The organism is Bacillus sp. TH25, from assembly GCF_016650935.1.
Taxonomy (GTDB): Bacteria; Bacillota; Bacilli; order Bacillales; family Bacillaceae_G; genus Bacillus_A; species Bacillus_A mycoides.
The window spans coordinates 1-12,828 of record NZ_JAEKEU010000028.1; the positions used below are offsets into that span (position 1 = coordinate 1).

Annotated in this window: 10 protein-coding genes and 4 pseudogenes; 8 read left to right on the forward strand and 6 right to left on the reverse strand. The window is 35.0% G+C overall.

Going from position 1 to position 12,828, the window contains the following annotated elements:
* Positions 1-790 precede the first annotated feature (790 nt).
* Positions 791-2,047: an ATP-binding protein gene (locus JFT89_RS14305; protein ID WP_016095135.1), complete on the forward strand. Its 1,257-nt coding sequence runs from the start codon at positions 791-793 to the stop codon at positions 2,045-2,047.
* Positions 2,048-2,193: 146 nt separating this feature from the next.
* Here the strand turns inward: JFT89_RS14305 and JFT89_RS14310 are convergent.
* The 3 genes and pseudogenes from JFT89_RS14310 to JFT89_RS14320 form a co-directional block, all read right to left on the reverse strand.
* Positions 2,194-2,320 (reverse strand): annotated as a pseudogene (locus tag JFT89_RS14310) (IS6 family transposase); the annotation flags it as partial.
* A gap of 359 nt (positions 2,321-2,679) precedes the next feature.
* Positions 2,680-4,470 (reverse strand): helix-turn-helix transcriptional regulator, encoded by a 1,791-nt coding sequence (locus JFT89_RS14315; RefSeq protein WP_042889491.1) that lies wholly within the window; start codon positions 4,468-4,470, stop codon positions 2,680-2,682.
* Positions 4,471-4,474: 4 nt separating this feature from the next.
* Positions 4,475-5,065 carry a sensor domain-containing protein gene (locus tag JFT89_RS14320; RefSeq protein ID WP_016095137.1) on the reverse strand — a complete coding sequence of 197 codons (591 nt, stop codon included), beginning with the start codon at positions 5,063-5,065 and terminating at the stop codon, positions 4,475-4,477.
* A gap of 284 nt (positions 5,066-5,349) precedes the next feature.
* Between JFT89_RS14320 and JFT89_RS14325 the strand changes: the two genes are divergently transcribed.
* Entirely contained in the window at positions 5,350-7,359 is a 2,010-nt protein-coding gene (locus tag JFT89_RS14325) for a serine hydrolase domain-containing protein (protein WP_016095138.1), read from the forward strand.
* Between the two features lie 129 nt (positions 7,360-7,488).
* Here the strand turns inward: JFT89_RS14325 and JFT89_RS14330 are convergent.
* A pseudogene (locus JFT89_RS14330) lies at positions 7,489-8,195 on the reverse strand (IS6 family transposase).
* Positions 8,196-8,981: 786 nt separating this feature from the next.
* Here JFT89_RS14330 and hfq point away from each other — a divergent pair.
* Positions 8,982-9,170 (forward strand): RNA chaperone Hfq, encoded by a 189-nt coding sequence (hfq, locus tag JFT89_RS14335; RefSeq protein ID WP_016095141.1) that lies wholly within the window; start codon positions 8,982-8,984, stop codon positions 9,168-9,170.
* Between the two features lie 311 nt (positions 9,171-9,481).
* Here hfq and JFT89_RS14340 read toward each other — a convergent pair whose 3' ends face one another.
* Entirely contained in the window at positions 9,482-9,844 is a 363-nt protein-coding gene (locus JFT89_RS14340; RefSeq protein ID WP_002014080.1) for a carboxymuconolactone decarboxylase family protein, read from the reverse strand.
* A gap of 272 nt (positions 9,845-10,116) precedes the next feature.
* Between JFT89_RS14340 and JFT89_RS30300 the strand changes: the two genes are divergently transcribed.
* From JFT89_RS30300 to JFT89_RS14360, 4 genes and pseudogenes are all read left to right on the forward strand, one after another.
* Positions 10,117-10,290, forward strand: coding sequence for a hypothetical protein (locus JFT89_RS30300; protein WP_000354585.1), 174 nt, complete (start codon positions 10,117-10,119; stop codon positions 10,288-10,290).
* 174 nt (positions 10,291-10,464) lie between these two features.
* Positions 10,465-10,728 (forward strand): transcriptional regulator SplA, encoded by a 264-nt coding sequence (locus JFT89_RS14350; protein ID WP_002014081.1) that lies wholly within the window; start codon positions 10,465-10,467, stop codon positions 10,726-10,728.
* Positions 10,725-11,447: pseudogene (locus JFT89_RS14355) on the forward strand (spore photoproduct lyase family protein); the annotation flags it as partial. The gene JFT89_RS14350 and the pseudogene JFT89_RS14355, both read left to right, overlap by 4 nt.
* Positions 11,446-11,868 (forward strand): annotated as a pseudogene (locus JFT89_RS14360) (DHH family phosphoesterase); the annotation flags it as partial. The pseudogenes JFT89_RS14355 and JFT89_RS14360, both read left to right, overlap by 2 nt.
* 48 nt (positions 11,869-11,916) lie before the next feature.
* Here JFT89_RS14360 and JFT89_RS14365 read toward each other — a convergent pair.
* Positions 11,917-12,300 (reverse strand): TIGR04086 family membrane protein, encoded by a 384-nt coding sequence (locus tag JFT89_RS14365; RefSeq protein ID WP_002015315.1) that lies wholly within the window; start codon positions 12,298-12,300, stop codon positions 11,917-11,919.
* A 103-nt stretch (positions 12,301-12,403) separates the two neighbouring features.
* On the opposite strand from JFT89_RS14365, the gene JFT89_RS14370 reads away from it, so the two are divergent.
* Positions 12,404-12,828 (forward strand): DUF421 domain-containing protein (locus JFT89_RS14370; RefSeq protein ID WP_201040267.1); only part of this gene is annotated, 425 nt, incomplete at its 3' end.

Below are 12,828 nucleotides of genomic sequence, written 5' to 3' on the forward strand. Positions count from 1 at the left end.
GGAGTACGGAAACGGTTCTTGGCATGAAGGACCACTACAAAGATATTTTAATATGTAAACAGATATTTTCAGATTGAATATATGTATTAATAATGAAATTTTATTGCATTTACACCTGCAATGTTTATATAAAAGATAGTAAATTATGTTTTTATAGGATTTTTTCTATTAGTTTACTGGAAATTTGCATTATTATGTGACAATAAATATCATTGTATTTAATATAAAATGATATAAAAAAAGGGGTACGTAGATAATTGTTAGAACTTTCAATCAATTGATTAATTATACTAAAATTAGTATTAAGAATATTAGTAAAAAAGTAACAACGTTATTACGAAGTTCGAATATTGGTCTAAGTACCCTAGCATCTCAATGATAACCTCTTGAATACTTTTACGTTTTTAAATAAATTAAAATAACAAAAAAATAATAATTTTTAATTTTTTCTTTGTAATTTAATAAGTTGCATGTTAATATGGCGAAGGTTATAAAATGGATTTCGCCATACACAATGTTTTTTCAGAATATTCACTCCAGAGAAACGTAACTATTTCAGTAATTTGCTTCATCTTTTACCTATACAAGGGCTACTTTCAATTTTTTTGTTCATAAGTAAAAGTAACTTTTTATTTCTATCTTCCTCATCGATTTTAATATAAATGGTAAAAAAGCACTTTTTCAAGTGCCCTTCCTTTTCTTTTTTAAAGATAGAAAATCTAATAAAATCAAACACCTAGATTAAACACATACATAATCCTACTTACAAACTCTCAGAGAGGTATAAACTATGGGAATTCCTACACTATTATTAAATACATTTATTATTATTATTTGTATCCTTAGTTACCAAGTATTTTGGCTAGAACATAAAGAAAAAATGGCATGCAATAATATATTAATTTCTGTACTTTCCTCCATTGCAATTATTTTTTGTATGACTTTTCCTTTTCATTTACACGCTGGGTTCATTTATGATTTACGTTTTATTCCCATTATATTAGTTTTTCTATATGGAAATACAAAGAGCATTATTTGTATTGGAGTTTTATATCTTTCTTATAGATTTTACTTAGGTGGAAGCGGAGTCTTCCCATCATTTATTATCTTTACTATTATTTCTGTTATTACAATCATGTTTCGTTACTTGTCACCTACTTATTTCAAGGAAAAGAAGATATTATTAAGTATTCTACTTATTTTGATATGTACAACTTCCCTTTCTATCTGCGGTATTGTAACGCAAATAAATACAGGTGTTAAAATTGACTCTACTCTCATTGAATTTTTATTCAATTATATAATCATAAATATTTTCACAGTATTATTATCAGTTTATTTAATAGAAGGAATGATCGAGAAATATAAAATAAAAGAAAGAATGCAAAGAGCAGAAAAATTTTATATAGCTAGCGAACTAGCTGCATCGATCGCGCATGAAATTCATAATCCACTGACCACGGTACGTGGATTCACTCAATTACTAAATGAAGATGAGAGTGCTAAGATGTCTCAAGATAAATACTTAGAAATTATGTTACTTGAAATGCAGCAAATACAATCTACTATTAATAACTATTTATCTTTAACCAAACCACAAAACATTATAAAAGAGGAACTAGATATTAATTACATATTAAATCAAGTGAAAGATAATATTTCACCACTCGCTCTTTCATATAATGTTGAAATAAAACAGCATATTACAACAGATTCCCTTTACATAAATGCTAATACTGAAAAATTAAAAATATGTCTAACCAACATCATACAAAATGGAATTGAGGCTATGAAAAATGGTGGCGTATTAAAAATAAATATACAAAAAATAAAAGATAATATTGTAATTGATATTATTGATACAGGAATAGGAATGTCTTCCCAACAAATAAAACGTATTGCCTTGCCATTTTATTCAACAACAGAAAAAGGTACTGGGCTTGGTACTATGATTGCGTACAGTATTATTAAAGAATTAAACGGAGATATAGAGATAGAAAGTGAACTAGGAAAAGGAACACACTTCTCTATCACTATCCCCTGCTAATATAATAGAAGATTTATTTAAATGATATTATTTTGTAGCTAATATAACCATATAAAAAGAAGACGTAACTATTCGTCCTCTTTTTATATGGTTCTGGTGCAAAAATAAAATACAGTAGAATAAAGCACATATATTCCTAACGGAATCGTATCAGAAATGGATAAACCCCGTTCTTCTAGCATTTCCACCAAATCACGAAAACTAAGGTTGTACCGTTAACAAGATGATGTCTGGTTGATAATGCTTCCATTTGAATACATTTCCCTTTTCCATACCAATCACGCACCCTTTCTAAAGTAATAGTAACAGTATGTCCAAGATTTATAGATTCATTGCAATTATCCTTAAGTTTTTGCACCAGAACCCTATTTAGGTATGTGACCGATTCGGGGTATGGGGGCCATCCTTTAAATTAATTCCATGTATAAGGGTTACAAAGCTAATGTTCACTATAAAACCCGACATAAGATCGATTATGTTGGGTTTTATATGATTGTCTTTATCGAAAATTAAACATTATTTATAGAATCTATAAAATCGCCTATAACAGACATTCAAATTACATTTTTTGAAGTGTGGTCCCTGAAACCTATAATCATTCACGTACCCCTAGCAGATGACAGCACTCTCTCTTACGAAAGTAATCCTGTATCTCTTGCTTTTTGCACGGCTTCTTCTCGATTTTTGACTTCTAGCTTGTCATAAAGAGTAGAGGCATAATTTCTAACTGTGCCATTTGATAAGTAAAGTTTCGAAGCAATTGTTTTATAACGGATTCCTTGAGACAAAAGATTCAAAACCTCTAACTCGCGTTTCGTTAAGCCATACTCTTTTCCATCTGACTTCAATTCGACTGACTCTTCCTCATCATTTCCATCCCACATCTTATGGAACAAATCTTGGTCAATCATCGTGCCTCCCCGATAGATGAAGCGAATCGATTCAGCTAGTTCACGAGAATCTATGGATTTCAGCAAATAACCGTCAGCTCCATTTCGTATGATTTCCTTCGCCCTTTTGGTATCCTGAAACGTTGAAAGAATGAGGACACGAATTTCTGGCCATTTCCCCTTAATTATTTTGGTCGCACGAATCCCATTCAGATTGGACATCTCTAAATCCATTAATACTAAATCTGGTTTCAGTCTTTCACACAATTCTACAGCCTGTTCTCCATCTTCAGCCATTCCTACTACTTGCAAGCCATCCTGCCCATCCAAAATTGTATGAAGACTTTCTCGAATAAAAGAATGATCATCGACGATACACAAGCGGATTGGTTCATTGGACAATTGTACAAGTCTCGGTAACGCACATGAAATTAACGTCCCTTCTCCTTTTTTGGAGTAAACAATAACTCTCCCTTGTAACTGACTCACGCGCTCTTTCATCGCATTTAATCCGAAGCCATCCTTCCATTCCTCTACCCCGCAGCCATTATCCTGCACATCCAATCTTATCTGTTGCGGCTCAAAATGAAGTGACACAATGATTTCGGTGGAGTGTCCATGGCGAACCGCATTTGTTAATGATTCCTGTAAACTCCGGTACATTGTCAGTTTTGATTGCTTGGAGACCGTATACTCTTCTCCTATTATTCGAGTACGTACATTTACTTTTGCATGCTTCTCAAATTCCTCTGTCAATTGTTGTAATGTGAGAGTTAAAGCAAACGATTCTTGTGGTAAGTCCATCTGATGTAAATACATTCTTACTTCTTCCATACTGTTACGGGCCAATTGTAATAATGAGTCGAGCTTTTGCTCTCCTTCTTTAGTCTTTAATTCCGTACGTAATGTTTCCATCCCCATAATAATTGAGGTATAAGAATGCCCCATCGTATCATGTAAATCTTTTGAGATCCTGTCACGTTCCTCCAGTAAAGTAATCCGCTCAACTTGAGATACGTACTGTTCCAATACATACTTTTGGTTCCGAATCGTTTCACTTTGACGGTAATTGACAACTAGTAAACGAAAGGAAGAACCCACAGCAAAAGCCAGACCGATTTGTAGAATAATCACCCATACATCTATTCCATAGGAAAATATTGCAATGAGCAACGGAAATAAAACAATTGTGATAGAAGCCGACCAACGGTATGATTTATGAGCACTATTTGCCGCAATCATAAAAGTCGGCATTAAAAAAGCAAGGTACGCTGACGGAAATAATAAAGTTAAGTAGAAGCATACTCCGCCAAATAAAATTATCTCAGTAAATAGATAATAGCGATAACTGAACATTAAACAAATCCATGGTATTGAAAATGAAGTGACTTCCCAAAGGATAATGATCCAAAGCGGTATAGTCAAATGGTCTCGGTGTTGGATAGTCGTTACCATCAATGATAGCCAAATGATAAAGCGTATACAAAGTAATACCCAATCATACCAGAGCCATAGTTTCAAGGTCTTAAACAAATTATCACCCCTTAATAGCTTTAAACATGGAACGCGTGTACATTCCAATTGTTCGAACTAAGCTGTTTCCAATACAAATACATATCCAGATGAGAATACACCCAACAATCATGACAAAAATAGCCTTCTGCCATGAATTCACAACAATTCCCAATAAGTATATATCAAAATATTGAAAAAGCAATGGTGTTAAGGTAAATGCAAACGGAGCTACGTACAATATAACGGCACATATAAGGCTAATCACTCCAACAAAAGATTTTTGCATGAGCCAAAAAATAGCTCTCCAATTGCTACTATTAAGAATTGCCTCTCTCGCTTTAATCCATTTATCCCCTTCATTTTTTGTCATTGGCAAGATTGGCTCTATCGATATACCCGTATAAACTTTCGTCTGAATGCGTTCATACTGGACAAACGTGTGAGTTGTTTGCAGCACCCATGCCAACAAAGGAATACCTATGAAGATAACCGTCAGCACCAATGCAAATGTCATACTGACCAAATAAAAGAAAAAGTAAAATAATCCAGATCCAAAGGTAAACAACAAAAAGTAGAAATCTTGCAAGCTTTTTTGAACCGATTCTTTTGTCATTAGATTCTCTCCTCCATTTTCTTTTCTTTGCTAATACCCTATGAGTCGCCCTTTGATTCTAACTTTTCATCTGTCACACACAGTAGTGTCAAAATGTCATAACTTGTAGGTCGTGGGTATAAAACTAGCCGTACTACGCTCTATTTTTTATGTCATGCATGAATATGACGAAAGGTCACTAGTTACTATGACTTGCTACTTGCTACACTCGGTTCATACACTAACGAGCTGACAACTCGTTGTGCAAACAAGAAATCTTCAATCTCATAAAGGAGGGTACAAAAATGAAAAAAGCAATCAATAAACTGGGGCTCGTCACAATTCTTCTCACTTCTACAAGCATGATTTCTGCATGTTCCCAACAATCATTAGAAGTTGGAAAATCAAAGTCATCGACACTTGCAACCAATATCAAAATGACGAAAGCACCTAATAACAAAAAAGAAGTAGAATCTTTTGCTGATCCGTTATTCGAAGAAAAAATGAAGAAGTACAATGTGAACGGTTCAAGTTTTGTCGTCGTTCATGATGGAAAGGTCGTCGTCAATAAAGGGTATGGTTATTCAGATAAAGAAAAGAAGATTCCCGTCAATAAGGACACGGTCTTTCAAATCGCTTCAGTCTCGAAAACTTTTACCGCCTTGGCCGTGATGCAACAAGTTGATAAAGGAAAGCTTAAACTAGATCAAGATGTACAACAATATCTCGGTGGATTGAAAATCCCCAATAAAACAGGAAAACCCCTCACCCTGTTTGATATGTTGACCTATACCAGCGGCGTAGACCTGCCCGATATCACCACGCTAATCGGGCCTGAATATGTAAATCAAAATATATCTATTAGGGAATTTCTACCTAAACATATGCCGACAGTGGTACGGCCGCCCGGTGAAGCTTATACGTATGACAACTTTGCATTTTTACTCGCAGGATTTGCAGTGGAGAATGTTACAGGCACATCTTTCTCACGATATATGGAAAAGAATATTTTCAAACCATTAGGCATGAAGTCTACAAGTGTGTGCTTTACGCCTGACCTTCTCAAAAGAATGGCTACACATTACGGTCCCACTGGCGATCCTCATCCAACAAATGGGCACGCTCCAACTGATGGACCACAAGGGAGCATTTTGTCCACCGGGGAAGACATGTCAAAGTACATGATTATGCAGCTACAGAATGGAAAGTTTGAAGGTAAAGAAATCGTAAGTAAAAAAAGCATGGATATGATGCATGCCTACCAAGTTTTCGCAGATAAGACGATTCCTATTGCGACAGTTGGATTTGAAACATATTTCAATGACCTTGCCAACGGTCAACATGTCGTATTAAAGGGCGGGAATATGCCAGGACATTCTTCATTGATGGTTTTGATACCTGAGCAAAAAACTGCATTCTTCATGTCTTACAATAATGATTCTATGATGAGCCGAGAAGTGTATGAAGCGTTCATGGACCATTATTTCCCTGCTCCCAAGGCGGAGAAAACAGTATATCTCTCGTTAGAGGAAAAAGAAGCCCAAAAATACTTGGGCATGTACCAAAACACACGTGCGTTTGCAATTCGTACCCACTTTACCTATGAGAATGGAACGTTGGTCATGGAAGATGAAACAGCTGGCAAACAAGTCCTTAAAATGATTCACCCTTTGTTGTTTGAGGATCCAGAAGGAAATAAGATTGCTTTCCAAAAAAATGCGGCCGGAGAAATCGCATATTTTTATTACACCAGTCCTAAAGGCCTAGGCATTGTTGCTCAATCTCAGAAAATCAATATCAAACGACCTTTTGCAGACGTCCCGCAAAAGAGTAACTATAGAAGCCATATCGACAATCTTCATGCTTTAAACATCATGGATGCTAAAGCGGATAATCTATTCGATCCGATGGGCACGATGACACAAGGAGAATTTACGGATGCCTTGTTGTTGGCACATGGATGGAACATTTTCCCGGGTCAAGCCGAAGGGATTAAGAAGCAATTTATAGCAGGTATACCAGGATATGACCGCGCGACTCCGATTAGCAGACAAGTTGCAGCAACCATGATTCAAAACTTGAAGCAGATTCAACCTGACCAAGCCAATCATGTGAAATTGCTCGACACTGCGGATGCCTGGGCGGTCCAGTCCATTCAATCCCTTGCCTCACAAGGCATCATAGACCCTGATACTACCATCAACACTGACGGATCTTTTACCTTCCGTCCGAAGGATCTGTTACTGCGTCAAGAAGCGAGCGCCTTGCTCGATTTGGCTTTTGGCTATTATGCACTGCCTATTAAACAGAAGTAAGCATTCATCCAAACATGAATCATGGCAAATGTTTAGGGGGGGTATCCCATCAGCATAAAGATAAAGGGTTCTGGTGCAAAGATTGCATCTATTTGAAAGAGGCATATAGATTCCTAATGGAATCTATTCTTATGTAGCCATTCCGAATAGTTGATGAATAAACTTCATTTCATTTTGGACAGACTTGTCCCGTAAAATAAGTTGGCCTTTTTTAATGATATGCATCGCTTCTATTCCTGAAAGAATAGATTTAGCTGTACGAAAAGATTTCAATCCCAACATTGAGCGAACTCTCTTTTTAATAAAACGATGATCTTGCTCTACAATGTTATTAAGGAATTTCATATGCCTTATTTGGATGCCCACAGGCATCTTTTTCTCTTACTTTAACTCTTCAATTGCTATAGGATAGGCCGGATTTTTGTCTACTGTAATCACACGGGGCTTTGGAACATGAAAAGACTGCAAAGCTTTCTTAAAAAAAGCTTTGCAGCCCTATGATCTCTTGTTTTGCTTAAATGAAAATCAATTGTATTTCTTTTTGAATCAACAGCACGATATAGGTACATCCATCGACCTTTGACTTTCACATACGTCTCATCGACTCGCCAAGAATCATTGGTTGATTTAAGATGACATCGTACGCGCTTATCTAATTCGGGACCATATTGATGAGCCCCTCGCATGATAGTTGTATGAGCAAGAGATAGCCCACGTTCTTCCATCATTTCGACTAAATCACGAAAACTGAGGTTGTACCGTAGGTACCATCTCACTGTTAATAAAATAATATCCGGTTGATAATGTTTCCACTTGAATAGATTTTGCTTTTCCATACCAATCACATCCTTTTTTAGGGTGCTAGTATCAGTATGTCCAAGTTTAATAGACCATTTTCATATACTTCAAAGTTTTTGCACCAGAACTATATCATCTAATATAAAATAAATAACCGATTCCTAAATCGTACAGGGAATCGGTTATTTTGTATCAAGAATATGTCTAAATATAAAATTCTCCTGAAATGATATGGTGACCCCGTTTAGTAAGTAGAATCCTTCTTTAAAAAGGGCCTGTTGTAAGGGTAGGCCCTTTCAGGAATAAAATTAATAGTAAAGTTTGCGTTGAAGTTACTTATATAATACAAAATACAATTTATTAATTCTATATGTCGGATGTTGAAAAAATTTTTAGGTGCTAAAAAAGAGCACCGTACACAAGTACTCTTTTTAGGGAGGGTCAGATGAGTGAAAAGCCTCACATACATAATATATGCATATTCCTTTAAGTGATGACAAGCTAATTAAAATGAAAAAAGAGTACCTTTAGACCGTACTCTTTCTAGGAATAAATAGTCAAATAAACCGATTAACGCTATCCATTTTAATCTTTGATGATATTTGCTACAGTTCATATTTTCCTTTTATTTGTTACTACAATAACATCATTATCGTTTATAAAAAATTAAATCCACGTTTAAAAACGATAATATTCTTTCTGTATTTCCGATAAATTTATTGCGAAAAATGTAGCTAGAGCGGTATTTTGATTTAAATATGATACGATAGTTATATAGTAGGAAGGATTAAAAGGGAAATATATATAAATAGGGGGCGATTTTCATGTATAACTTACAAGAAGATACGTATGAACAATTTAAATTGAAAAAAGGGGACTGCACTATATTTTTGAAAAGTGGTGTTCCCATACGTGGACAAATCCTCTCAACAGATAAATTCACTGTCCTTGTGATGGTTCATGGTAAGCAACAACTGGTTTACAAACAAGCGATTTCCACAATTATTAAGTAATTCCTCTTCTTCTTTTGGAGGGAAGAGAGACAAAAACAGAAAAAAGAAGATTGAGACCAATCTTCTTTAAAAAAGGAACAGATGACAGAATACTACTCCAACTCTTAATCAATTATATAGGAGCATTCAATTGTTTCATAATTTTCTCGATATTATCCATCTCATTATCAAATTATAATATGATTAATTCTTTTTATAATTATATATTTGTTCTTTCCTTTTGCAGCATCCTCGTTATAGGGATGCTCTTTTTTGTATTACGAATTCAAAAATGAAACATCTAAACTTTCATGCAAGCAATCCTATTCTAATTAATTCATGTTCTTTAATTCTTCTATACATTTTTGAACAAGTGTGACTGCTTGACTCATGGTAGGGCCACAGCCAAATGCTGCCGTTACACCAATGCTTTCTAGGATTTCTTGTTCAGAAGCTCCTTGATCGATACATCCCTTTGTATGATATATAATACAATACTCATCCTGAGAATAAAGACTAATACCTAATGCAATCAATTGTTTTTGCTTTTTTGATAGTGCACCATCTTTAAAGCACTCTTCCGTAAATGAATTAAATTGTTCAGTAAGCTTCGGCATCTTCTCAGCAAATACTCCCAAACCATATTTGTACTGAAGTAGTGCATCTTCTATTGAATTTCTACCTTTATGTTCCATCTTATATTCAGCTCCATATCTATCATGTATTAAACACAGATTAGTATGGGCCTAAACACTTTTGATTAATCATAATTGGTAATAGAAAACAGGTTAAAAAGAAAAGTGAATTATATTTTTCTTCAATCTCTATTGCTGTACTGACTCCGAAAGATTTATTCATGAAAACTCCACATAATTTTACTAAAAAGAAAAATACTAATACTTGTTTCAATGCTTTACTTCAAAGCATTGAAACGAATTTACTAACTACGATACAAGGAGGCATCACTGTGGACATTCGTGAAGGATTAATTCCAACAGCTCTAGGTACAGCAGTGACAGCAGCAGGTTATGCTCTTAAACAAACTCGTGGAACTAATAAAATGATTGCAAATACAGTATTTGGTTTTGGTTTAGCTCACGTGGTTTTAGGTGTAATTGATCTTGTTGAACATCGTCGTTAGAACGAAAGGCAAGCATTGATATATGCTTGCCTTTTTGGTAGTGCAATTATTATTCATATTTCAAAGTATATTTGTATGACGTAATCTTATCAATGAAATTAAATAGTTACACTACAGGAAAACTATAAAGTAAAGCTTTGCGCATTGAATTATATGAAATGAGATGGTGATGGAATGGAATTTTCTTCTGAAAGTAACACGTATAATGCTGGTGACATTGTCTATATTTTTTATCGAAATCCTCACACGCAGGATGTAGCTAATATACAAGCTGCAGCAGTTGTAAATAATCCTGAAAGACCTAATGAATTAGCACTATTTCTTTACGAAACATATTATCCACTAACAAATGAGATGGCTGTATATGCTACAGAAGATGAGGCAAACCAAGCGTACACTTACTATTATGGTGATATTTCAGAGGGGATATTGGAATGAATAAGCCATTTATGCCTAAGCTTGTATATTTTGAACCTAAAGCATTAGATTATCCTTTGGGGAAAGAACTTTTTGAGAAGTTTTCAAAGATGGATGTTGAAATTCGACATACTACTTCCCATAATCAAGTAAGAGATTTGCCAGGCGATAACGATTTTCAAAAGTATCGAGTAGCCAAATCTACGCTTGTTGTTGGTATTAGAAAAACTCTGAAATTTGATACTTCCAAGCCTTCAGCGGAATATGCAATTCCTTTTGCAACGGGCTGTATGGGACATTGTCATTATTGTTATTTACAAACAACGATGGGTAGTAAGCCTTATATACGAACGTATGTAAATGTTGAAGAAATTTTAGATGCTGCTGACAAATATATGAAGGAGCGTGAACCTGAAGTAACAAGATTTGAAGCGTCGTGTACTTCGGATATTGTAGGAATCGATTATTTAACGCATACCCTTAAACGGGCCATCGAGCATTTTGGAGAATCTGAATATGGGAAATTGAGGTTTGTTACGAAATTCCACCATGTAGATCATTTACTTGATGCTAAACATAATGGAAAAACAAGATTTCGTTTTAGTGTAAACGCTGATTATGTGATTAAAAGCTTTGAACCAGGAACTTCTCCCTTAGCTAAACGAATTGAGGCAGCAGGAAAAGTAGCTAGAGCAGGATATCCACTTGGTTTCATTGTAGCGCCTATATATCTTCATGAAGCATAAACCTTCAATGGTGATGGAGGAAAAACTGTTACACAAGATTGAAAATGTAGTAGTTATTGACCATCATCGCCGCGGGGAAGATTTCATTGAAGATCCATTACTTGTTTATATGGAGCCATACGCTTCTTCAACGGCAGAGCTTGTTACAGAATTACTTGAGTATCAACCGAAAAATTTAAAGATGACAATGTTAGAAGCAACGGCATTGTTAGCTGGTATTATTGTTGATACGAAAAGTTTTACATTCCGTACAGGCGCTCGTACATTTGATGCCGCTTCTTATTTACGCTCGCATGGCGCAGACACTGTACTTGTACAAGAACTTTTAAAAGAAGATATGGGTCAGTATTTACGAGTTGCAAAAGCCATTAAAAATGCGTACATTTATAAAAATGGAATTGCGATTCGTGAAGTTGTGAAAAACTAATGATGAAGGCCCTGCATGAAATGTGCAGGGCCTTTTTTAACTATTTTGTTTTGACATATTTACACCGAAAATACCTCCGAGTGTACTCGCACCCATTAATGCTAATTGGTAGAGTAACTGTGAGTTCGATAAAGTTTGAGAGAAGCCTAAATAGTTAACGAGAAAGACGAGAATAGCGAATGTAAGGCCTGTTGTGAAACCTACTAGCCATCCTTTTCCTTGTGCCTTTTTACCAGCAATAAATCCAGACATAAGCATAGATAGAAGGGCTATTATAAAAATAATAATTACTAATGTCCCTTCATTAATATTCGTAAATTTTAATAAAAGAGCCATGATCATACTTGTAATAGATGCGAGGATTAATAGGGTAATAATACCGAAGCCGATTGCGCTCGATAATTTTTTCGTTCCATCCATTATGCATTCCCCCTTTTTAATACAAGCATATTTTCATTTTGCTTAAGTTAGACTAGTTTCTTTTTTGTAGGGGAGCCTATAAGTAAAAAAAGGGGATGTAGAAATGGAATGGGTATCAATAATCGGACGAACAATGCTTTTGTATATAATCATTTTAATTATTTTTCGTCTTATGGGTAAACGTGAAATTGGAGAATTAAGTGTATTAGATTTAGTTGTATTCATTATGCTCGGTGAAATGGCTGTAGTGGCAATCGAAAATACAGATAAATCACTTTGGCATCAATTAGTTCCAATGACTTTTCTTATGTGTATACAAATCATTTTGTCGGTCATTTCTTTAAAGTTTCAGCGTTTTCGGCATTTAATAGAAGGGGAGCCTGCGATTCTTGTGAATGCAGGTAAAATTGATGAAAAAAAGATGCGGAAGCAGCGATATAACATAGATGATTTATTGATGCAACTACGTGAGCAAGGAATCGGAGATGTGCGTGATGTAGAATACGCTATTTTAGAACCATCTGGAAA

Coding starts and splice junctions, on each gene's coding strand:
- JFT89_RS14305 (WP_016095135.1), top strand. CDS start 791: ATGGGAATTCCTACACTATTATTAAATACATTTATTATTATTATTTGT.
- JFT89_RS14320 (WP_016095137.1), bottom strand. CDS start 5,065: ATGACAAAAGAATCGGTTCAAAAAAGCTTGCAAGATTTCTACTTTTTG.
- JFT89_RS14325 (WP_016095138.1), top strand. CDS start 5,350: ATGAAAAAAGCAATCAATAAACTGGGGCTCGTCACAATTCTTCTCACT.
- hfq (WP_016095141.1), top strand. CDS start 8,982: ATGTATAACTTACAAGAAGATACGTATGAACAATTTAAATTGAAAAAA.
- JFT89_RS14340 (WP_002014080.1), bottom strand. CDS start 9,844: ATGGAACATAAAGGTAGAAATTCAATAGAAGATGCACTACTTCAGTAC.
- JFT89_RS14350 (WP_002014081.1), top strand. CDS start 10,465: ATGGAATTTTCTTCTGAAAGTAACACGTATAATGCTGGTGACATTGTC.
- JFT89_RS14365 (WP_002015315.1), bottom strand. CDS start 12,300: ATGGATGGAACGAAAAAATTATCGAGCGCAATCGGCTTCGGTATTATT.